We start from the raw sequence: 22791 nt of genomic DNA on the forward strand, positions 1-22791 counted from the left end.
TGTCGTGTCATGTATAGGTCAGAGCATAAAAAGAACTGCACCCCAAAGTCCTTGTATCGGACTTTGGGGTGCAGTTTATCATGACACTGACTCGCCGTTTATCAAGTCAGTAAAAATAATGTACTATTCTTCAATTTCCCAGAAAGGAACGTTTACAAGCTTGACGCCAAACTTCAGGTTGCTGTAGGGAGGAATCGAGCCTGAACCCGATGCTCCGTAAGCCGACTGGTAAGGAATCAGCACCTCCACCGAGTCGCCTACATGCATCTCCTGAAGGAGAATGGTCCATCCGGCAATCACACGACCCACCTTTGTGCGGAAAATCGAATCGCCGTAGTCGGCCATAAGCGTATAACTTGAGTCAAACGGCTCATCGTTATAAAGTCGTCCGATATACTTGACATCGACCGTCGAAGTGTAGTAAGGCTTCAGATTGCCCTGTGTGAGCTTGCGGTCGTTAAACCAGTGTGCAAGCACATATTGGCCTTTGTCGTAATCGGGGCGAATAGTATCATAATATCGAGTACCGTCAGGATTGAGGCGCTTTCCCTGCTCGGTAAGCCAGGCATTGTTGGTGTTGCGCCACTCCTTGTACTCATTCCAGTTTTCATCTTCCTCACTGCAAGAAATGAATCCCACTACGAGTCCGATAAATAAAAATATCAGAGGTAATTTTTTCATTGAAAATAATTGGTGTTATCGCTTTAGAACTGGACGGTGGGAGCCTGCTCGGCACCGGCAGCCGCCTTGAACTGGGGCTTGGGGTCAAATCCGAACCATCCGGCATAAATATTTGTAGGGAACTTCTTTATCGATGTGTTGTAGTCCTTGACCGATTCAGTGTAGCGTCCGCGAGCTGTAGTAATGCGATTTTCGGTTCCCTCAAGCTGCACTTGTAGGTCACGGAAATTCTCATTTGCCTTCAGGTCGGGATAGGCTTCGGTAACGGCGAGCAACGACTTCAGCGCACCGGTAAGCTCGTTCTGAGCCTCCTGGAAACGCGCAAGAGTTTCCTCGTTCAGGTCATTTACATCGATGTTGACCGATGTAGCCTTGGCACGCGCCTCGGTCACCTTGGTGAAGGTTTCCTGCTCGTGTGCGGCATAGCCCTTTACGGTGGCCACGAGGTTAGGTATGAGGTCGGCACGACGCTGATACTGGTTTTCCACTTCAGCCCAACTCTGATCGACACTCTGCTGCTTGTCAACGAGTGAGTTGTAGTTGCACGACGAGAGGCCGAGCACGCAAGCGGCTCCGACAACCATGAATTTAAGTCTGCTAAGATTCATAAGGAGGGGGTTTTAGTAAATGTAAGTTTATGTTCATGCACTCTTTAACCGAGCTTGCGGAGGAGAGCATTCATGCTCACATTGTCGTGAATCAGTCGATGCAGGTCGTCGATGTTGACGCGCTTCTGCTCCATGGAGTCACGCTCACGCAGTGTCACGGTGTTGTCCTCAAGTGTCTGATGGTCCACTGTCACGCAGTAGGGAGTACCAATGGCATCCTGACGACGATAACGCTTTCCGATTGAATCCTTCTCCTCATAGTGGGTCGGGAAGTCAAACTTGAGGTCATTGACAATCTCACGCGCCTTTTCGGGAAGACCGTCCTTGCGTACAAGGGGCATAACGGCACACTTCACCGGAGCCAAAGCGGCGGGCAGATGCAGCACCACGCGGGTGTCGCCGCCTTCAAGCTGCTGCTCCTCGTAGCTTGAACAGAGCACCGAAAGGAACATGCGGTCGACGCCAATAGATGTTTCTATAACGTAAGGAGTGTAACTTTCGTTTAATTCGGGGTCGAAGTATTGTATTTTTTTGCCCGAGAACTTCTCGTGCTGCGACAAGTCGAAGTTGGTGCGTGAGTGGATTCCCTCAACCTCCTTGAAACCGAAGGGCATCTCAAACTCGATGTCGGTAGCGGCGTTGGCATAGTGGGCAAGCTTCTCGTGATCGTGGTAACGGTACTTGTGATCGCCAAGACCGAGAGCCTTGTGCCACTTCAAGCGTGTTTCCTTCCACTTTGAGAACCATTCGAGCTCCTGACCGGGACGCACAAAGAACTGCATCTCCATCTGCTCAAACTCACGCATGCGGAATATGAACTGACGGGCTACAATCTCGTTACGGAAAGCCTTACCTATCTGGGCGATACCAAACGGGATGCGCATGCGGCCTGTCTTCTGCACGTTAAGGTAGTTTACAAATATACCCTGAGCGGTTTCGGGACGCAGATACACTGTCATTGCACCTTCGGCGGTAGAACCCATCTCGGTGCGGAACATCAGGTTGAACTGACGCACCTCGGTCCAGTTCTTGGTTCCCGAAATGGGATCGACAATCTCCTGGTCGATTATTATCTGGCGCAGCTCATCAAGATCGTTGTCGTTCATTGCCTTGGCGAAACGCTCATGCAGCGCGTTACGCTTTGCCACATGTTCCTGTACGCGGGGATTGGTCTCGCGGAAAAGAGCTTCATCGAAATTCTCGCCGAAACGCTTGCGAGCCTTTGCGACTTCCTTCTCAATCTTGTCGTCCATCTTGGCAATCTCCTCCTCTATCAGCACATCGGCGCGATAACGCTTCTTGGAGTCGCGATTGTCAATCAACGGGTCGTTGAATGCGTCAACGTGTCCCGACGCTTTCCATATCGTAGGGTGCATGAAGATAGCCGAGTCGATGCCCACGATGTTTTCGTGAAGCAATGTCATGGCATCCCACCAATAACGCTTGATGTTATTCTTCAGCTCCACGCCGTTTTGACCGTAGTCGTAAACAGCCGAAAGTCCATCGTATATTTCGCTGGAAGGGAACACAAAGCCGTATTCTTTGGCATGTGATACAATCTTCTTGAATGAGTCTTCTTGTTGTGCCATCTTATTTATGTTATTAATCAATGATTTTCAGCTGGCAAAGATACACAAAAATGCTTGAATCGACAAAATTTCAATCGCTACACAGCGTCATTCCATCGCCGAAATTAAAGAATTATACCTTTACAAGGGCTCATTTGCGATTTTTTTAGTATTTTTGTAGGAATGCATGACATGCATAAAGTTTTACTCTCGAAATCATTATCACCAAATGAGCGACGAAACATATACTCCCGACGACGCCGAAGAAACGATGCCTGACGAAGGCGTCACCTCATCCCACGGCAAGCAATGCATCACAGTCGACACATCCAACGACATCGTGCGCCATCAGCTGCGTGGAATGTACCAAAGCTGGTTTCTCGACTATGCTTCCTACGTTATACTTGAACGTGCCGTACCCCACATAACCGACGGTCTGAAGCCCGTACAGCGACGCATCCTGCACTCGATGAAGACACTCGACGACGGACGCTTCAACAAGGTGGCCAACATCGTGGGCAACACCATGCAGTATCACCCTCACGGCGACCAGTCGATCAACGACGCGCTCGTTCAGCTCGGACAGAAGGAGCTGCTCGTGGAAACCCAGGGTAACTGGGGTAACGTGCTCACCGGAGCTTCGGCTGCGGCAGGGCGTTACATAGAGGCGCGGCTCTCGCCTTTCGCTCTTGAGGTGTTGTACAATGCCAAGACCACCGACTGGACGGTGTCCTACGACGGACGCAAGCCCGAGCCCGTGACATTGCCGGCAAAGTTCCCGCTGCTGCTCGTGCAGGGAGTCGAGGGAATCGCCGTGGGACTGTCGTCGAAAATCCTGCCCCACAACTTCAACGAGATAATCGACGCGGCAATCGCCTATCTGCGCGAAGAGCCGTTTACGCTCTATCCCGACTTCGTGACGGGAGGATTCCTCGATGTCACCAAGTACAACGACGGAGAGAGAGGCGGCTCGGTGAAGATAAGAGCCAAAATCGAGAAAATCGACAACCGCACGCTCGCCATTACCGAAATACCCTTCGGCAAGACCACCGGCACCATAAGCGACTCGATAATCCGTGCGGCCGAGAAGGGCAAAATCAAGGTGCGCAAGGTCGAGGACATGACCTCGGAAAATGCGCTAATCCTTGTTCATCTGCTTCCCGGCACATCATCGGACAAAGCCATCGACGCGCTATACGCCTTCACCGACTGCGAGCTCAGCATATCGCCCAACTGCTGCGTCATCTCGGATAAGAAACCTCACTTCCTCGGCGTAAGCGATGTGTTGCGTCACAGCGTCGACACTACAAAGAATCTGCTTAAGCGCGAACTTGAGATACAGCGCGGTGAAATCGAGGAGAACCTTCACTTTGCATCGCTCGAACGCATATTCATCGAGGAGCGCATCTACAAGGACAAGGAATTTGAGGAGGGTGAATCGATGGACGATGTGTTGCTACACATCGAAAAGCGACTTGAGCCCTTCACCAAGTCGTTGATTCGTGACATTACCCGCGACGACCTGCTCAAGCTCATGGAAATCAAGATGAAGCGCATCTTGAAGTTCAACAGCGAGGAGGCCGACCGGCTGATTGCATCCTACAAGGAACGCATAGCCGCCATCAACGATCATCTCGCCCACCTTGTCGACTACACCATAGCATGGTACACCTCGCTCAAGGAAAAATACGGCGACGCCTACCCGCGACGCACCGTGATACGCGGATTTGACAACATCGAGGCCGCAAAGGTGGCCGAAGCCAACGAGCGACTCTACATCAACCGCGAGGAGGGTTTCATAGGCACATCGCTTAAAAAGGACGAATATGTGTGCAACTGCTCCGACATCGACGACATAATCATATTCTATAAGGACGGAAAGTACAAGATCGTCAAGGTGCAGGAGAAGATGTTCATTGGCAAGAACGTGCTCTATGTCAACGTGTTCAAGCGCAACGACCAGCGCACTATATACAATGTAATATATCAGAACGGAAAGGGCGGCATCTATTATATGAAGCGATTTGCCGTAACGGGCATTACGCGCGACAAGGAATATGACCTGACGCAGGGACTGCCCGGCTCAAAGGTAATGTGGTTCACCGCCAATCCCAACGGCGAGGCCGAAGTGGTGAAGGTAATACTGAAGCCCAAGCAACGCCTGAAGACACTGCAGTTTGATGTCGACTTCAGCGAACTCACCATAAAGGGAAAGCAGTCGCAAGGCAACATCGTCACGAAGAACGAAGTACACCGATTTTCGCTTAAAGAGAAAGGCGCATCAACGCTTGGAGGCCGCGAAGTGTGGTTTGACCCCGACATATTGCGACTCAACTACGAGAAACGAGGCACATTCCTCGGCGAGTTTGCAGGCAACGACCAGATACTCGTAGTGCTGAAGAGCGGCGAATACTACATGTCGACATTCGACGCCACCAACCATTACGAGGACAACATCCTGCGCATAGAGAAGTATCGCCCCGGGCATGTGTGGACGGCCGTGCTTTACGATGCCGACCAAGGCTACCCCTATCTGAAGCGCTTCACATTCGAGCCCACCAACAAGCGCACACGGTTCATCGGCGACAACGAAAAGTCACGTTTGCTCCTGCTTAGCGACGCCGAAGGTTGCCGACTGTGCGTGACATTTGGCGGCGGCGATGAATTCCGAGGCTCAATGGAGGTGGATGCAGTCGATTTCATAGCGGTGAAGAGCTACAAGGCCAAGGGCAAGCGACTCACCACCTACGAAGTGGCATCGATAACCGAACTCGAGCCGCGCGAAGTCGACCTGCACGATGAAGAACCGCCGGCCCCCGACGATGACAACGACGCACCCGTAGAGCCCGAACGCTCCGACGATGAAGTGCGTGACGAAATCAACGGACAACAACGCATATTTTAATGCGACAAGACCAATAGAATCATGACACGTTTACTCTTATCAATATTGTGCGTGATGTTGTCGGCCATGGCATTCGCCCAGGATGAGCCGGCCACATTGCGCCCCGTGACATCGTCCTACACCTACGAAATAGGAGGAGCCACACTCGCCAACACCTATCTCACTCCGCTCAAATACAAAGGATGGGACATGGCATTGAACTACGAGCGCATGCAGGCGATGAAGTTCAATCCTGAAAAGTGGGTGATGAGGCTCACTGCTGGCATCGACCTCAACCGCACCGACAACCCCGCAAAAAACGCGACAATGTGGAGGCTTGTAGCCGACTTCTCATGGGGAATGACCTACAGATTCAAGCTCCCCCACAACATAACGCTGGCCGGAGGCGGCAGCACAAGCCTTGACCTGGGATGTGTGTATAACGCACGCAACGGCAACAATCCCGTAGCCGTCGAAGCCGCCTGGACAGTCAACCTCACCGGTTACGCATCGTGGAATGTCAAGATAGGACGCCTACCCGTGACATTGCGCTACCAGCCCACAATACCCTTGACGGGAGTATTCTTCTCGCCCGACTACGGTGAGCTGTTCTATGAAATCTACCTCGGCAACCACTCGGGACTGGCCCACTGCGCATGGTGGGGCAACTACTTCAGGATGGAAAATTTCGTGACGGCCGACCTGCACCTCGGCGCGACATCGTTACGTGTAGGATTCCGCAACAACATCCTGTCGACATCGATAAACGACATCACGACACGCACCATCACCTATTCGGCCGTGATAGGCGTGACAACCGAGTGGATCAGCCTCAATCCGTCGCGCAAAGCCGACAACAACGCACGCATTATCTCAGCACTATATTGACACTGAATCATGAACCGTATATATGCATATCTGATATTGGCCCTCCTCACGCTCTCATCATGTCACAGCCTTGAAGAGTGGGACGACAATCCTCGGGGCAACTTCGAGGCACTGTGGAAAATAATGGACGAGCATTACTGCTTCTTTGAGGAAAAGGGCGTTGACTGGGACGAGGTCTATGCACGTTACAGCCCCAAGGTGAGCAACCAGATGACCTCCAAGGAACTATTTGACGTGTGTGCCGATATGCTCAACGAACTGCGTGACGGTCACACCAATCTCACCGCCACATTCAACACATCATATTACCGCAAATGGTGGAGCGACTATCCCGAAAACTACAGCGCACGACTTGTCGAGGAGCACTACCTCAATTTCAACTATCTGTCGACTTCGGGCATCGACTATGCCATTCTTCCCGAAAACATAGGCTACATGCGTTACGGCAGCTTCGGCTACACGATAGGCGAAGGCAATCTCGACCAGATACTCTTCTACCTTAACTCATGTGACGCTCTTATAATAGACATACGTGACAATGGCGGCGGCAACATGACAAATGTCGAAACTCTTGTGCGCCGATTCATAACCGAGCGCACACTTGTGAGTTACATTTCGCACAAGACCGGCCCCGGTCACAAGGATTTCTCCAAGCCCTACGCCTACTATTTCGACCCGGCCGAGTCGGGACGCATAATGTGGGGCAAGCCCATAGCCGTACTCACAAGCCGAGGCACCTTCAGCGCAGCCAACAACTTCGCCTCGATAATGAAGCTGCTGCCCCGCGTCACAATGATAGGCTCAACCACCGGCGGAGGAAGCGGAATGCCGTTCAACTCGGAACTGCCTTGCGGCTGGGGCGTAAGATTCTCGGCCTGCTCGGTACTTGACGCCGAGGGCAACACCACCGAAAACGGCATCGAGCCTACGGCCGGATGCGCAATAAACCTCGATCCTGCGGCGGCCATAAACGGCCACGACACCATACTCGACTTTGCGATAGAGTATCTCACTTCGGGCGGTGGAAAATAACGCACCGTGACGCTAATTTGCAAAGCGAATCAACTATTTTTCATAATTTTACGTTTGTATATCAATTGGACAATGATGAATCGAAAAGGCAAACTATACTTCCGATACGGAACCATGGGGTCGGCAAAGACCGCCCTGCTGCTCACCCAAGCCTATAACTTCGAGGAGCGCAACATGACCTATTCCTGCCTGAAGCCGATAATCGACACGAGGGAGAAGGATAACGTAATACGCTCGCGCATAGGCATCGAGCGCAAATGCCTATGGATCTATCCCGACACCGACCTCTACCTTCTCGCCCAGGAGATGTTTGAGGGAACGATGACGGTAATCGACTGGTTCCTAATCGATGAAGCGCAGTTTCTCAGTGCCGACCAGGTTGACCAGCTCGCCCGAATAGTCGACGACTACGGAAGCAACGTAATATGCTACGGATTGCGCACCGACTTCCAGACCCACCTCTTCGAGGGATCACGCCGACTTTTCGAGATAGCCGACTCAATCGACGAGATAAAGAGCACCTGCAGCTGCGGACGCAAGACAATCGTCAACGCACGCATCGACTCCAACGGCGACTTCGTTGTCGAAGGCGACCAGCTTGAGATAGGTGGTAACGACCGTTACATAGCCGTTTGCCGCAAGTGTTGGCGCAACAAACGCATCGAGCAGGCCACCCGTCACGCACTTCCCTTCATTTGACATAACCCGATAACAACCGATTCCCCTATGATACTTGCCGATTTAAAAGACACAACCTACAGCGACCGCCTGTCACCCGAAATAGCACGTGCGCTGAAATGGATCAACGAGCATCGTCACGACCCGTTCATGACCGGCTCGATATTGCTTGACGACAACGGCGACATCCGCGTAAACCGCGAGGAGGTCAATCTGCGTAACGCCGACGACGCTTTGCTTGAAGCACATCGCCGTTACCTTGACATCCACGTGCCGCTGAGTGGTCCCGAAACGATAGGATGGTCGGTCACCTCCGGCCTCAGCCTTGTCGAGCAACCCTACGACAAGGAACGTGACATGGCTTTCTTCAGCGACAAGCCGCAATGTTATGTCACTGTAACTCCGGGACAATATATAATATTGTTTCCCGAGGACGCCCATGCGCCAAACATAGGTAACGGAACACACCACAAATTTTGCGTAAAAATAGCACTGTAATGCGACACATTTATCTAACCCTCCTCTTGATTGCAGCCGTAGCGGGACAAATGCTCGCTTACGACCTGCCCGATGAAGACCTCCACTACAGCATCCTCTACAAATGGGGGCTTATAAACAAGCAGGCTGCAACCGCCGTGTTGTCATTGCGCAGCGACGGCCAACACTATCACGCCAAGCTGGCAGCCAAGACCGTGCCTTGGGCCGACAAAGTGTTCCGCGTGCGTGACACTCTCGAATCGACCATGCTGCGACAAGGATGCCTGCCGCAGATTTACAAGAAGAACACCCACGAGGGCGGCACTTACAATCGTGACATAGTGCGTTACTCCCGCAACGGCGACGAAGTGTCGGGATATGCGTCACGCTACCGGCGCAAGAAAAACGGACAGGTATCCGAGTCCGACACCGTGCTGCACGCCATAGGGATGACGGTCGACATGCTGTCGGTGTTTTACTACCTGCGCACAATCGATTTCGCCGACATGGCCGTGGGCTCGGAGATACACCTCAACGTGTTCTCGGGCAAGAAAGTAGAGAAACTTCGAGTTAGATATGACGGAATCGAAACGATAAAAATCGAGAAAAAAGCATGGCAGGCCTACCACCTCAGCTTTGCATTCACTCATAACGGCGAACAATCATCGGACTCAATGTCAACATGGATATCGGCCGATGACAACCGAATTCCAATAAAACTTGAAGGCATACTCGCCCTCGGAAAGGTACACGCCTACTTTACCGGAGCACAAAACGCGGAATAGTAGGTCAAAAACGTCTCAATAACCTAACATGTGGATGCAGTTTGGGATTTTATTCTTAACTTTGCAACCACTTTTAAACATTGTCTAAAAATCATAGTAGAAATGGACCGTAAAGTAAGAGTAAGATTTGCACCGTCACCTACCGGACCCCTTCACATAGGAGGTGTACGCACAGCGTTATATAACTATCTTTTTGCCCGTCAGCATGGCGGCGACATGATTCTCCGCATCGAGGACACCGATTCGACCCGCTTCGTTCCCGGCGCCGAAGATTATATCAACGAAGCACTGGCATGGCTGGGCATAGGAATCGACGAAGGTGTGCGCAAAGGCGGCAAATACGGTCCCTACAAGCAGAGCGAGCGTCGTGACATCTACCGTGAACACGTAAAGATGCTGCTCGACAACGACAAAGCCTATATAGCATTCGACACCCCTGCCGAGCTTGAGGCAAAGCGTGCCGAAATCCCCAACTTCCAATATGACGCATCAACAAGAATGTCGATGCGCAATTCATTGACCCTTCCCAAGGAAGAGGTTGACCGACTCATCGCCGACGGTGAGAAGTATGTCGTGCGATTCAAGGTTGAGCCGGGACGAGATGTAGAGGTAAACGACCTTCTGCGCGGAAAAGTGACCATAAACTCATCTATTCTCGACGACAAGGTTCTCTACAAGAGCGCCGACGACCTGCCCACCTATCATCTCGCCAACATAGTCGACGACCACCTGATGGAGATAACTCATGTGATACGCGGCGAGGAGTGGCTGCCTTCGGCACCATTACATGTGCTGCTGTATGAAGCATTCGGATGGAGCGACACCGCACCATCGTTTGTACATCTTCCCTTGCTGCTCAAGCCCGACGGCAAAGGCAAGCTCAGCAAGCGTGACGGCGACCGCCTCGGTTTCCCCGTATTCCCCCTCGAATGGCATCCCGAAGGTGGCGAGGTGTCATCGGGCTATCGCGAATCGGGTTATCTTCCCGAAGCCGTTGTCAACTTCCTCGCCCTGCTCGGCTGGAATCCCGGCGACGACAGCGAAATCATGTCAATGGACCAGCTTATCGAAAAATTTGATCTCGCCCACTGCTCGCGTTCAGGCGCACGCTTCGACTACGAGAAGGGTCGCTGGTTCAACCACGAGTACCTTCAGCAGCTTCCCGACGACCAACTCGCACAGCTGTTCAAGCCCGTACTCCGCGACAACGGCATCGACCCCGATAATTTCAGTGACGACTACATAGCACGCGCCTGCGGTCTTGTAAAAGGACGCATCTACTTTGTGCGTGACCTCTGGGACCAGGCCAAGTTCTTCTTCAAGGAGCCCGACAGCTATAACCCCAAGGACATCAAGAAACGCTGGAGCGAGGACACTCCCCGCATTATGGGCGAGCTGATCGAAACGCTGCGCGGCATCGATGACTTCAGCTGCGCGTCGGCCGAACCGATAGTGCTCGACTGGATTGCATCCAAGGGCTATCACCTCGGCAATGTCATGAATGCGTTCCGTCTTGCGGTAGTGGGCGAATGCAAGGGCCCCCACATGTTTGACATCACCGAGCTTCTCGGCAAAGACGAAACCATACGCCGCATCAATCTCGCCGTCGAGCGCATCAACGCATAAACAACATCGTCTTAGCACGTGCCAATGACACCTTTCTACGACTTCGCAATACACCTCTACTCATTAGGCGTAAAAATAGCATCGTTGCGACATGAGAAAGCCCGTAAAATCATCGACGGGCAAGCAGTCACGATGCAGCGCCTCAAGAAGGAACTGTCGCCTGAAGGAGGTTACATCTGGATTCACGCCGCATCGCTCGGAGAGTTCGAGCAGGGGCGTCCGTTGATCGAGATGATTCGCCGCAATCATCCCGATGCCAAGATATTGCTCACATTCTTCTCACCGTCGGGCTACGAAGTTCGACACAATTTCCCGCTTGTCGACGCAGTTGTGTACCTTCCCTTCGACACCAAGAAAAATGTAAGGCAATTCCTCGACACAGTAAAACCCCGCATGGCGATATTCGTCAAATATGAGTTCTGGGGCAATTATCTCAACGAGCTGAAGCTGCGCGGGATTCCCACCTATATAATATCGGCCATATTCCGCAAGTCGCAACCTTTCTTCAAGCCTTGGGGAGGTGAGTTCCGCAAAATGCTCACCTACTTCACCCACATCTACGTGCAGGACGAAGGTTCACGCGAACTTCTTGCCGGAATAGGCATCAAAAATGTAACCGTGGCAGGCGACACCCGCTTTGACCGCGTGACCGACATAATGGAGAGTTGCGTAGAGATACCCCAAGCCGCAGCCTTGACCCGCGATGCATCGCTCACGCTTGTGGCAGGAAGCACCTGGCCGCCCGATGAATCGTATCTGCTGCCGTGCTTCAACGCCCATCCCGAAATGAAGCTCATCGTAGCGCCTCACGAAGTGAATGAGGAGCGTATCGCCGCGATAGAATCGCAGCTCAACCGCCCCTCGTGCCGCTTGTCGACAGCATCACCCGAGGAGGCCGCCAAGTGCGACTGCATAATCGTGGATTGCTACGGAAAGCTGTCGAGCGCCTACCGTTACGGCAACATCGCCTACATAGGCGGAGGCTTCGGCGTAGGCATACACAACCTCAACGAAGCGGCGGTCTATGACATCCCCGTAATCTTCGGCCCGCATTACCACAAATTCAAGGAAGCCCGCGACTTAATCAAGTGCAAGGGCGGATTCTCGTTCAGCAACAAAGAGGAGTTTGATGCCATAATCGAACCCATTATCAATGACAAAAAACTTCGCGAACAATACGGCAAAAACGCCGGAAATTACATAAAAGAGAATCTCGGCGCCACGCGAATCATCTATGCCGACATAATAGGCCGATAACGGCCGTCGACATAGGCTAAACCAACTTTAAGGGTGTATCTTATTGAATATTCGGATATTTTACATACCTTTGCATACCAATTTTCAATTGCCGACCTCATATTAACGTTTATAAATACTTTTAGCTAATATAATATTATGTGTGGTATAGTAGGATATATCGGCCAACAAGAGGCCTATCCCATCCTTATTAAAGGATTACACAGACTTGAATACCGCGGATATGACAGCGCCGGCGTAGCATTGATAAATGCTGCCGGTGACCTTCATGTCTACAAGACACATGGCAAGGTAAACGACCTTGAGCACTTCTGTGAATCCAAAGACACGACCGGTACAATCGGTATAGCACACACACGCTGGGCGACTCATGGAGAGCCCAATGATGTGAACGCTCATCCCCATTACAGCACCAACGGCAAAATAGCCATCGTGCACAACGGGACAATCGAGAACTACAACGTACTCAAGCAAGCCCTTGAGGAACACGGATGCACGTTCCGAAGCGAAACCGACACCGAAGTCGTAGTGAAGTTAATCGAATACATCCAGTCGACCAACAATTGCGAGCTCATCGACGCAGTGCGCGAAACCCTCAACCAGGTTATCGGCGCCTACGCAATCGCAATAATCGACAAAGACCAGCCCGACACAATAATCGCGGCACGCAAGAGCTCACCGCTCGTAATCGGCATCGGTGAGAATGAAACATTCATCGCATCCGACGCAACCCCCATCATCGACTACACCAATCAGGTGGTGTATCTGCGTGACGATGAAATCGCGATTATCAAGCGCGGCGAGCCGTTGCGTGTAATCACCAACGCCAACGAGCCCTCGAAGATTGATATCCAGACCTTGCGTCTGTCGGTGTCACAGCTTGAAAAGGGGGGCTACCCCCACTTCATGCTCAAGGAGATCTACGAGCAGCCCAACACGATATTTGACTGCATACGCGGACGCGTGGTCAACAACGCCACCGAAATAAAGCTTTCGGGAGTAATCGACCACTCCGACCGTTTCATCAACGCCCGCCGCATAATAATCGTAGCCTGCGGCACCTCGTGGCATGCCGCCCTGATAGGCCAGCGCCTTCTTCAGGACATCGCCCGCATACCCACCTCGGTGGAATATGCAAGCGAATTCCGCTACAGCAACCCCGTGCTGACATCCGACGACATAGTGATAGCCATATCGCAGTCGGGAGAAACAGCCGACACGCTTGCCGCCATCAAGCTGGCACGCGAAAACGGAGCATTCGTCTACGGCGTATGTAACGTAGTAGGTTCATCAATCGCTCGCGAAACCGACACCGGCACATATATACATGTCGGCCCCGAAATCGGTGTTGCATCAACCAAGGCATTCACCGGCCAGGTGACAGTGCTTGCAATGCTCGCACTCGCCGTGGCTCAGCTTCGAGGTACCATCTCACAAGAAAAGCTGTCGGAGTTCTCACGCTCCATCGAGCAGCTTCCGTCGCTCATCAAGGAAACCCTCAAGCTGAACGACGCCATCGAGAAGCTTTCGAGCACCTACACCTATGTGCGCAACTTCCTGTACCTCGGACGAGGCTACAACTACCCGAGCGCACTCGAAGGAGCATTGAAGCTCAAAGAAATCAGCTACATACATGCCGAGGGATACCCCGCAGCCGAGATGAAGCATGGCCCCATCGCCCTGATTGACCGCGAGATGCCCACAGTGGTAATCGCTCCGTCGGACGAACTGCATGAGAAAATCATCTCCAACATCCAGCAGGTTAAGGCCCGCGGAGGTTCGGTGATAGCAATCGTGACACGCGGCGACACAACCATTCCGGAGATAGCCGACCACACACTGGAAATTCCTCCGGTACCCGAGGCGCTGTCGCCCATCATTGTTTCGATTCCGCTTCAGCTCCTCGCCTATCACATCGCTGTAATGAAAGGCTGCAACGTAGACATGCCCCGCAACCTTGCAAAATCAGTGACCGTAGAGTAAAATTACCATCCCAAATAGTTGCAAAGTCGGTTTTAAATGACTACCTTTGCAACCGAATTCAGCGCACGTGGCGTAATTGGTAGCCGCGCTAGACTTAGGATCTAGTGTCTGACGACGTGGGGGTTCGAGTCCCTTCGTGCGCACCGCTCGACAGTCAGGGTTGTCAACATTGATGTTGACAACCCTGACCTTTTTTATGCCGTCGCCGAGGGATGATGTTATTTATTGTTAAAACAGTTTTGCCAAGCGACGAAAAAGTCGTACCTTTGCACACCGATTATGTCCAAATTAATAACCCGATTCAAAGCCAGCGAGGTTTTTGGCCGAACCGCCGCCGACGGAGAATCAACTTATTCATCTATTAATTAAACATTTAACGTGGATACTTTAAGTTACAAGACACTTACCCCCAATGCACAGAGCATCGAGAAGGAATGGGTAGTAATTGACGCTACCGACCAGGTACTGGGTCGCCTTTGTGCAAAAGTAGCTCTCATCCTGAGAGGCAAGAACAAGCCCACCTACTCTCCCTTTGTAGAGTGTGGCGACAACGTAATCATCATCAACGCCGACAAGGTGCGCCTCACCGGCAAGAAGATGACCGACCGTGAATATCTGTCATACACCGGCTATCCCGGCGGACAGCGTGTTACAACCCCCGAGCTTCTCATGAAGAAGGCCCACAACAAGCACATCAAGCCCGGCTACAACCCCTTGTTCATCAAGGTAATGAAGGGTATGCTTCCCAAGAACCGTCTTGGTCGCCGCATCATCGAGAACATGCATGTATATCTCGGACCGGAGCACCCCCATGCAGCACAGAATCCCAAAGTTATTGACATCAACACAATCAAATAAGAAGTATGGAAAAGGTAAATGCAGTAGGCCGTCGTAAGGCCGCTATCGCCCGCGTAATCGTAGGTGAAGGCAATGGCGCAATCACCATCAACAAGCGTCCCCTCGAAGTATATTTCCCCTCATCTATACTTCAATATATCGTAAAGCAGCCCCTCAACACACTTGATGCAGCATCAAAGTATGACATCAACGTAAACCTTGACGGTGGCGGCTACAAGGGCCAAGCCGAGGCACTTCGTCTTGCCATCGCCCGCGCTCTTGTAAAAATCAACCCCGAGGACAAGCATGCACTTCGCGTGGAAGGCTTCATGACTCGCGACCCGCGTGCCGTAGAGCGTAAGAAGCCCGGTCAGCCCAAGGCCCGCAAGCGCTTCCAGTTCTCCAAGCGTTAATATTTGGACAGTCATTATCAATCGTCTGTTTTCAGATAAAATCGTGTTTAGTATCTAAATCCAGGAGATGGACACGTTCCCTACCCCCGGATTGTAAATTAAAAAAGAACGTAAACAACAACCAAAACAATGTCAACACCTACATTTGACCAACTTTTAGAGGCAGGTTGCCATTTCGGTCACCTTAAGAGAAAATGGAATCCTGCCATGGCTCCTTACATTTTCATGGAGCGCAACGGTATCCACATCATAGACCTCTACAAGACCGCAGCCAAGGTTGAAGAAGCCGCTGCTGCCTTGAAGAGCATCGCAAAATCAGGCAAGAAAGTACTCTTTGTTGCCACCAAAAAGCAGGCCAAGCAAGTAATCGCCGACAAGGCTTCATCAATCAACATGCCCTACGTAATCGAGCGCTGGCCCGGTGGTATGTTGACCAATTTCCCCACTATCCGCAAGGCAGTGAAGAAGATGGCGTCAATCGACAAGATGACCAAGGACGGAACATTTGACAACCTCTCAAAGCGTGAAAAGCTTCAGATTTCGCGTCAGCGCGCAAAGCTTGAGAAGACTCTCGGTTCAATCGCCGACCTCAGCCGTCTTCCTTCAGCTCTCTTCGTAGTCGATGTTCTTAAGGAGCGCATCGCAGTTGCCGAGGCCAACCGTCTTGGAATCCCCGTATTCGCAATGGTTGACACCAACTCCGATCCCACCAACGTTGACTTCGTAATCCCCGCCAACGACGACGCATCAAAGTCAATCGAGATAATCCTCGACACCGTATGCTCGGCAATGGCTGAAGGTCTTGAAGAGCGTAAGGCTGAAAAGGTTGACGCTCCCGCAGCCGAAGGCGAAGAGGCTCCCGCAGCTGCAAAGGGCGGTCGCCGTCGCGTAAACCGTCGCGCTGAAGAGGCTCCCGCAGCTGAAGAAACAGCAGCCGAGGCTACCGAAGCTACTGAAGCTGAAGCCTAATAAGCTCACACTCTCCTCAAAAACAATATTTTATAAACCCTGATAAAAAGTAAAACAGATATGGCAGTAACAATGGCCGATATTACCAAGCTCCGCGCTCTCACCAGCGCAGGCTTGATGGACTGCAAGAAAGCCCTTGCAGAAACCGACGGCGACATCCAGGCAGCCGTAGAAATCCTCCGCAAGAAAGGACAGGCGGTAGCAGCAAAGCGCGAAGACCGTCAGGCAGCCGAAGGTTGCGTGCTTTCAAAGAGCACCGGCAAGTTTGCCGCTATCATAGCTCTTAACTGCGAAACCGATTTCGTGGCACAGAACGCAGGATTCGTAGCCCTCACCCAGAAGATTCTCGATGCAGCTGTAGCTGCCGAGGCCAAAACAATTGAAGAAGTTAAGGCTCTTCAGCTCGACGGCCAGACAATCGAGGCTCTTGTAGTAGAGGAAAGCGGAAAGACCGGCGAAAAGACCGAAATCAGCGCTTACGAGAGCATCGCCGCTCCTTCAACCTCATCCTACAACCACTTCAACAACAAGCTTGCAGCCATCGTAGGCTTCAACCTTGAAGGCGTTGACGAGAAGGTTGGCCGCGATGTTGCAATGCAGGTTGCTTCAATGAACCCCGTTGCAGTTGACCGCGACAGCGTTCCCCAGTCGGTAAAGGATTCAGAGCTCAGCGTAGCAATCGACAAGACAAAGGCCGAGCAAGTAAAGAAGGCCGTAGAGGCAGCCCTCAAGAAGGCAGGCTTCAACCTCTATATCGCCGAGAACGAAGAGCACCTCAACGAAGGCATCATGAAGGGTAACATCACCGAGGCTCAAGCCGAGGATATTCGCCAGCTCAAGGCTAAGGTAGCCGAAGAGAAGGCAGCCAACCTTCCCGAGCAGATGGTCAACAACATCGCTCAGGGCCGTCTTAACAAGTTCTTCAAGGAATCTTGCCTCATGGAGCAGGATTTCATCCAGGATGGCGAGTTGACCGTAGGAAAGTATCTTGAAAAGATACAGAAAGGCCTCGTGGCAGTTGACTTCAAGCGCGTCAACCTCAACCAGGACTAATCAACAAGATAGTCATAACAATTTTTTAATAAAGAAAGTCCCGTCGACCAAGTTGTTGACGGGACTTTCAATTTTTACCACCGAAGTGGCTCTTCTATAAGGGATATTTCGTAAATTTGCATAAATTTTGCACGCATCATGAATGATAAAATGAAGAATCCCAAATACCTCCGATGGGGTATACTCGCCTTAGCCACGCTATTGGTGATAATTATAGCCGCTTTCATCCTGACGACAAAATCAATCAACGACAAGGCTGAAGAGGCTGCGCTTGCCAATGAGCAGCTCCAGCTGACCAACGAACAGCTCCAGCTCGCCAACGAATACCAGGCTCTCAACGTAGAGTTTCAGCAATATGAAAACCAGTCACAGCTGCTCGCCAACGACTCGCTCGTAACAAAATATGCCGCTGCCAAAAGCAAAGTGGAGAAGCTGCTTCAGGAGCTCAACTCCGAAAAGAAGAAAAGCGCCCAGCACATAAAGAAACTGCAGGACGAAATAGGTACACTTAAGAACATCCTGCGTCACTATGTAGCGCAAATCGACTCGCTCGGAAAGGAAAATGCCGGACTGCGTGCCGAGAATGCCGAAATAAAGCAGCGCAACCAGCAGCTGAGAAATCGCGTGGCAACCGAATCGAAGCGCAATGAGATTCTGTCGGAGCGCATGACTCTCGCCGAAAAGCTGAATGTAACCGGCGTCACGCTAAATGCGCTTAAGAAGAACGGAAAGATTGAAAAGAACGTTACCAAGGCCAAGCAGCTTGAAGTGACATTCACCATACCGCAGAACAACTCAACACCCGTAGGCGAAAAGACAATCTACCTGCGCATAACAAATCCCGAAGGTGCCCTGCTCGGTGCAGGCGGCACATTCAACTTTGAAGGCGCATCGCTGCAATGCACTGCACGCAAGACCATCGAATATGCCGGTGAAGAGATTGGCGGATTACGCATCTACTGGGATGTAAACACCACCCTCACCCCCGGCGACTACACCGTCGAACTATTCGCTGACAATTTCCGACTTATATCACGCCGCTTCACTTTGCGCAAATAGACCACGATGTCGACACTTATCAACCTGTTCACAACCATATACGACTCCATCAACTCAATCGAGGTCAATGTCGTGTCGTCGATTTTCAAGCTGTGTCTTAGCCTTATGCTCGGATGCTGCGTGGGCTTTGAGCGCAAACGCAAAGGCCAGATAGCGGGAGTGCGCACATTCGCGCTTATATCGATGGGCGCCACATTGGCAATGCTACTGTCGATCTACGTTCCGCAGGAGTACATGGGGCTGAAAAACGGCGACCCGGGCCGAATCGCTGCTCAGGTGGTGACAGGTATAGGTTTTCTCGGAGCCGGAGCCATCATACAGATGAAGGGCTCGGTGCGCGGACTCACCACGGCGGCCGGAATATGGATGATTGCAGCCATAGGAATGGCCGTAGGCGTGGGCATGTACACGATAGCCATCATCGCTACCGGACTCATACTCGTAGTGCTGGTCGTGGTTGAGCGTTGGGAACACCGCATAAGTGCAGGCGTGGAGTCACGCATCATACGCATCAAACTGTCGGTCATAGCCGAGGACATCGACGGCTATCGCGAAGTGCTGAATCGTCACCATGTACACCTGAGCAACGTATACGTGGAGTATGACTACATGGAGCCGGTAACCCGACTGAATCTTGTAGTGCTCATGAAAGAAAGCACCAACTACATGATGCTATTCAAGGATTTGCGTCAGGTAAAGCCGACGATAGCAATATCGTTGGCCAACCAAGTGAGCATATAACGCCATAACAACCCATCACAACATCATCACTGACAATGATATTCAACCTCATTTCGGCACTTGTATCGACGGCAACTGATGCAACGGCCGAAAATCCTGAAATAATGTCGGACATACAACTGGAAACACTCATATCCGACCTTGCATTCATCCTCATACTCGGCGCCGTAGTGACCGTGCTGTTCAAATGGCTGAAACAGCCTGTCGTGCTCGGCTACATTGTCGCAGGATTTCTCGCCAGCCCACACTTTGAATATCTCCCGTCGGTGACCACCGAAAGCAACATCGAGTTCTGGGCCCAGCTTGGAATCGTGGTGCTGCTCTTTTCGCTCGGACTCGAATTCAGTTTCAAGAAGCTGCTCAACACCGGCGGCTCGGCCGTAGTGACGGCGTTGATAATAGTGATAGGCATGATGGCGGCCGGATTCGGAATAGGTCACGTGCTTAACTTCTCCAACATGAACAGCCTGTTTCTGGGAGGAATGCTATCCATGTCATCGACAACGATCATCATAAAGGCATTCACCGACCTGAATCTGCGGCAGAAAAAGTTTGCGTCACTTGTGTTTGCCGTCCTCATTGTCGAGGACCTCTTTGCCGTCCTCATGATGGTGATTCTGTCGTCGATCGCGGTAAACAACAGTGTCGAAGGCGGAGAGATGCTGTTCAGTGTCAGCAAACTGGTGTTCTTCCTCGTAATCTGGTTTTTGGTCGGAGTCTACCTGCTTCCTACTTTGCTCAACGCCATACGCCGTTACCTCAACAACGAAACGCTCCTCGTGGTGTCGCTGGGATTGTGCTTCGGCATGGCGGTGTTCTCGGTATATTGCGGATTCTCACTCGCACTCGGAGCATTTGTCATGGGTTCGATAATAGCCGGAATAAGCTATGCCGAGCGTATCGAGCAGGTGATAACGCCGGTCAAGGACCTGTTTGGTGCCGTATTCTTCATCTCGGTGGGCATGATGGTCGACCTGCATGTAATCGAAGAGTACATCTCACCCATACTCATACTGTCGTGTGTCGTAATCGTAGGCATGATTGTTTTCGGCACATTCGGAATGCTTATCACGGGACAACCGTTGCGCATAGCCATGGAGTCGGGCTTCTCACTAACCCAAATCGGTGAATTCGCATTCATCATCGCATCGCTCGGCATGTCACTCGGCGTCTTGAATCCGATAATCTATCCTATCGTGGTGGCCGTGTCGGTGATAACCACCTTCACCACCCCCTACTTCATACGTATGGCCGACCCGGCCTACAACTTCGTAGAGAAGCATCTGCCGCGAAAACTGCATTTCCTTATCAACCGCTACACCACCAACGCGACATCGGAATGTGAAACACGAGTGCTCTGGAAAACGGTGCTGAAACGCTACTTATGGCGCATACTGCTGTACTCAAGCGTCATCATCGCAATAATATTGATCACGCTCAGGTATCTGCTTCCATGGCTTGAAACCATCATTCCGTCATGGAGCCGACTTATAGCCGATGTGGTGGCCCTTTCATGCATGTCGCACTTCCTGCTCGCCTTAGCCATGCCGGCGTCACGCAAGACCGAGCGTGAACGACTCATAGCCGCCAATGCGCGATTTGATGTCCCGCTCATCGTCATGTCGTTGTTCCGCATGTTGCTGTCGCTCGGCTTCATCATCTACACACTGAGTGCAATTCACTCAATGCGAGTAGGTTGGATAGTGGGATTCCTGATATTCATGTTGATGCTCATAGCCCTGTCGGGACGACTGCGCAAGCACATGCGTCGCATTGAATCGACATTCTTCAACAATCTGAACGAGCGTGAGCTGCGCCGCAGCGGACGCAACAACAACCTTGTAAGCGACATGCACCTCGCCTACATCGAGGTGGGTTACGGATGTCCGTTTGTCGGCGACCGACTTATTGATTCAAATCTTCGACAGCGTTACGGCGTGAACGTGGCCAGCATACAGCGTGGCAGCTCATTCATAGCGGTGCCCAACGGAACAATGCGAATATTCCCCGGCGACATCCTCGGAATTATCGGTACCGATGAACAGATACAGGCTCTGCTCCCGATTATCGAGCAGGGTAACGAAACTGGGGGCGAAAACGAAAACCGTGCCGACGACATAAAGCTGACCAACATCCTGCTGTCGGAAACATCACCGCTTATAGGCAAAACATCGGCCACCTCGCAGATTCGCGACAAATACAAGGCGCTGCTGGTTGCAATACAGCACTCCGACGGTACCTACGACCACCCTACAGGCAACAACCTGTTCAATCCCGGCGACATACTGTGGCTCGTAGGCGACCCCAAGCAATTAGAATCACTGAAATAAGACCATGTGGATAGTCCTTGCCATAGTATCGGCGTTGTGCCTCGGCGTCTATGATGTGTTCAAGAAACTGTCGCTCAACGCAAACAATGTACTCATCGTACTTTTCCTGAACACGCTCTTCAGCTCGCTGCTGATGGCGCCCATCATCGTAAGCGGACTCGTTGACGGTGACATAGGGCTCGGCGGCAACATCACGGGTCACCTCTACATCGTGGTCAAGGCATTTATCGTGCTCACCTCCTGGCTGTTGGGCTACTACGGCATCAAGCATCTTCCGCTCACGATAGCCGGCCCCATCAATGCGTCACGACCGGTAATTGTGCTCGTGGGCGCACTCTTAATATTCGGCGAACGGCTCAATCTCCTGCAGTGGATAGGTATCGCGCTCGGTTTATGGTCGCTCTACTTCATCAGCCGCATAGGAGGCAAGGAGGGATTCTCGCTCAAGCACAGCCGCTGGTTGTGGATGAGCCTCGGAGCCACTTTCATGGGAGCGGTGAGCGCACTCTACGACAAATATCTGCTGAAACATTACGAGCCGCTGGAGGTTCAGGCATGGTATTCGTTCTACCAGTTCATAATAATGGGCATAACGATAGCCATAATGCTGCGCGCCACCAAGAATCACACCAAATTCCAGTGGCGGTGGACCATACCGTGCATATCACTCTTCCTCACCATAGCTGACATCGCCTACTTCTACTCACTGTCGATCGACGGCTCAATGATATCGGTGATTTCAATGATACGCCGAGGCAGCGTCATCGTGTCATTCCTCTACGGAGTCATGGCCCTCCACGAAAAGAATGTAAAGATGAAACTGATCGATCTGTCGGTACTTCTTGTGGGACTTGTATGCCTTGTTCTCGGAAGCCGCTGATTTCGGTCGAGCCTATGTCGGCATATATCATTTTTATTTTGT

The 22791-nt window shown here is 51.8% G+C and carries 20 protein-coding genes and 1 tRNA gene; 18 read left to right on the forward strand and 3 right to left on the reverse strand.

The window, feature by feature from the left end; genetic code table 11:
- Positions 1-123: 123 nt before the first annotated feature.
- The 3 genes from E7746_RS10500 to E7746_RS10510 are packed head-to-tail and all read right to left on the reverse strand — an operon-like array spanning position 124 to position 2878.
- Positions 124-681 carry an FKBP-type peptidyl-prolyl cis-trans isomerase gene (locus E7746_RS10500; RefSeq protein WP_123395706.1) on the reverse strand — a complete coding sequence of 186 codons (558 nt, stop codon included), beginning with the start codon at positions 679-681 and terminating at the stop codon, positions 124-126.
- 23 nt (positions 682-704) lie between these two features.
- A complete protein-coding gene (locus E7746_RS10505; RefSeq protein WP_123395705.1) occupies positions 705-1289 on the reverse strand; it encodes a LemA family protein in 585 nt (194 codons plus the stop codon).
- A 44-nt stretch (positions 1290-1333) separates the two neighbouring features.
- Entirely contained in the window at positions 1334-2878 is a 1545-nt protein-coding gene (locus E7746_RS10510) for a glycine--tRNA ligase (protein ID WP_123395704.1), read from the reverse strand.
- Between the two features lie 250 nt (positions 2879-3128).
- Between E7746_RS10510 and E7746_RS10515 the strand changes: the two genes are divergently transcribed.
- The 18 genes from E7746_RS10515 to E7746_RS10600 all read left to right on the forward strand — a co-directional run bounded on the left by E7746_RS10515 (position 3129) and on the right by E7746_RS10600 (position 22749).
- Complete coding sequence (locus E7746_RS10515) at positions 3129-5762, forward strand: DNA gyrase/topoisomerase IV subunit A (protein ID WP_238337386.1); 2634 nt, start codon at positions 3129-3131, stop codon at positions 5760-5762.
- A 21-nt stretch (positions 5763-5783) separates the two neighbouring features.
- Positions 5784-6629 (forward strand): DUF3316 domain-containing protein, encoded by an 846-nt coding sequence (locus E7746_RS10520; RefSeq protein ID WP_136410751.1) that lies wholly within the window; start codon positions 5784-5786, stop codon positions 6627-6629.
- A 9-nt stretch (positions 6630-6638) separates the two neighbouring features.
- Entirely contained in the window at positions 6639-7661 is a 1023-nt protein-coding gene (locus E7746_RS10525; RefSeq protein WP_123395702.1) for a S41 family peptidase, read from the forward strand.
- A 72-nt stretch (positions 7662-7733) separates the two neighbouring features.
- Positions 7734-8360 (forward strand): thymidine kinase, encoded by a 627-nt coding sequence (locus E7746_RS10530; RefSeq protein ID WP_202877154.1) that lies wholly within the window; start codon positions 7734-7736, stop codon positions 8358-8360.
- Positions 8361-8387: 27 nt separating this feature from the next.
- Complete coding sequence (locus E7746_RS10535) at positions 8388-8837, forward strand: YhcH/YjgK/YiaL family protein (RefSeq protein WP_136410752.1); 450 nt, start codon at positions 8388-8390, stop codon at positions 8835-8837.
- The gene (locus E7746_RS10540) at positions 8837-9601 is read left to right on the forward strand and encodes a DUF3108 domain-containing protein (RefSeq protein ID WP_136410753.1); all 765 of its coding nucleotides are present in this window, start codon (positions 8837-8839) and stop codon (positions 9599-9601) included. Before E7746_RS10535 ends, E7746_RS10540 begins: the two co-directional genes overlap by 1 nt.
- A 102-nt stretch (positions 9602-9703) precedes the next feature.
- Positions 9704-11227 carry a glutamate--tRNA ligase gene (gene gltX, locus E7746_RS10545; RefSeq protein WP_136410754.1) on the forward strand — a complete coding sequence of 508 codons (1524 nt, stop codon included), beginning with the start codon at positions 9704-9706 and terminating at the stop codon, positions 11225-11227.
- 24 nt (positions 11228-11251) lie between these two features.
- Positions 11252-12484: a 3-deoxy-D-manno-octulosonic acid transferase gene (locus E7746_RS10550; RefSeq protein ID WP_136411340.1), complete on the forward strand. Its 1233-nt coding sequence runs from the start codon at positions 11252-11254 to the stop codon at positions 12482-12484.
- Between the two features lie 138 nt (positions 12485-12622).
- Positions 12623-14467 carry a glutamine--fructose-6-phosphate transaminase (isomerizing) gene (glmS, locus tag E7746_RS10555; RefSeq protein WP_136410755.1) on the forward strand — a complete coding sequence of 615 codons (1845 nt, stop codon included), beginning with the start codon at positions 12623-12625 and terminating at the stop codon, positions 14465-14467.
- 61 nt (positions 14468-14528) lie between these two features.
- Positions 14529-14610: transfer RNA gene (locus E7746_RS10560), tRNA-Leu, on the forward strand.
- Positions 14611-14845: 235 nt separating this feature from the next.
- Positions 14846-15325 (forward strand): 50S ribosomal protein L13, encoded by a 480-nt coding sequence (gene rplM / locus E7746_RS10565; RefSeq protein ID WP_123395696.1) that lies wholly within the window; start codon positions 14846-14848, stop codon positions 15323-15325.
- A gap of 5 nt (positions 15326-15330) precedes the next feature.
- Positions 15331-15717: a 30S ribosomal protein S9 gene (gene rpsI, locus E7746_RS10570; protein ID WP_123395695.1), complete on the forward strand. Its 387-nt coding sequence runs from the start codon at positions 15331-15333 to the stop codon at positions 15715-15717.
- 129 nt (positions 15718-15846) lie between these two features.
- Positions 15847-16686 carry a 30S ribosomal protein S2 gene (rpsB, locus tag E7746_RS10575; RefSeq protein ID WP_136410756.1) on the forward strand — a complete coding sequence of 280 codons (840 nt, stop codon included), beginning with the start codon at positions 15847-15849 and terminating at the stop codon, positions 16684-16686.
- Between the two features lie 60 nt (positions 16687-16746).
- Positions 16747-17739, forward strand: a complete 993-nt coding sequence (tsf, locus tag E7746_RS10580) for a translation elongation factor Ts (RefSeq protein WP_136410757.1) — start codon at positions 16747-16749, stop codon at positions 17737-17739.
- Between the two features lie 150 nt (positions 17740-17889).
- Positions 17890-18798 carry a GumC domain-containing protein gene (locus E7746_RS10585; RefSeq protein WP_168184366.1) on the forward strand — a complete coding sequence of 303 codons (909 nt, stop codon included), beginning with the start codon at positions 17890-17892 and terminating at the stop codon, positions 18796-18798.
- A gap of 6 nt (positions 18799-18804) precedes the next feature.
- Positions 18805-19539 carry an MgtC/SapB family protein gene (locus tag E7746_RS10590; protein WP_136410759.1) on the forward strand — a complete coding sequence of 245 codons (735 nt, stop codon included), beginning with the start codon at positions 18805-18807 and terminating at the stop codon, positions 19537-19539.
- A gap of 35 nt (positions 19540-19574) precedes the next feature.
- Entirely contained in the window at positions 19575-21869 is a 2295-nt protein-coding gene (locus E7746_RS10595) for a cation:proton antiporter (protein ID WP_238337175.1), read from the forward strand.
- A gap of 4 nt (positions 21870-21873) precedes the next feature.
- A complete protein-coding gene (locus E7746_RS10600) occupies positions 21874-22749 on the forward strand; it encodes a DMT family transporter (protein ID WP_136410760.1) in 876 nt (291 codons plus the stop codon).
- Positions 22750-22791 lie beyond the last annotated feature (42 nt).

Source organism: Muribaculum gordoncarteri (assembly GCF_004803695.1).
In the GTDB taxonomy this organism is placed as follows: Bacteria; Bacteroidota; Bacteroidia; order Bacteroidales; family Muribaculaceae; genus Muribaculum; species Muribaculum gordoncarteri.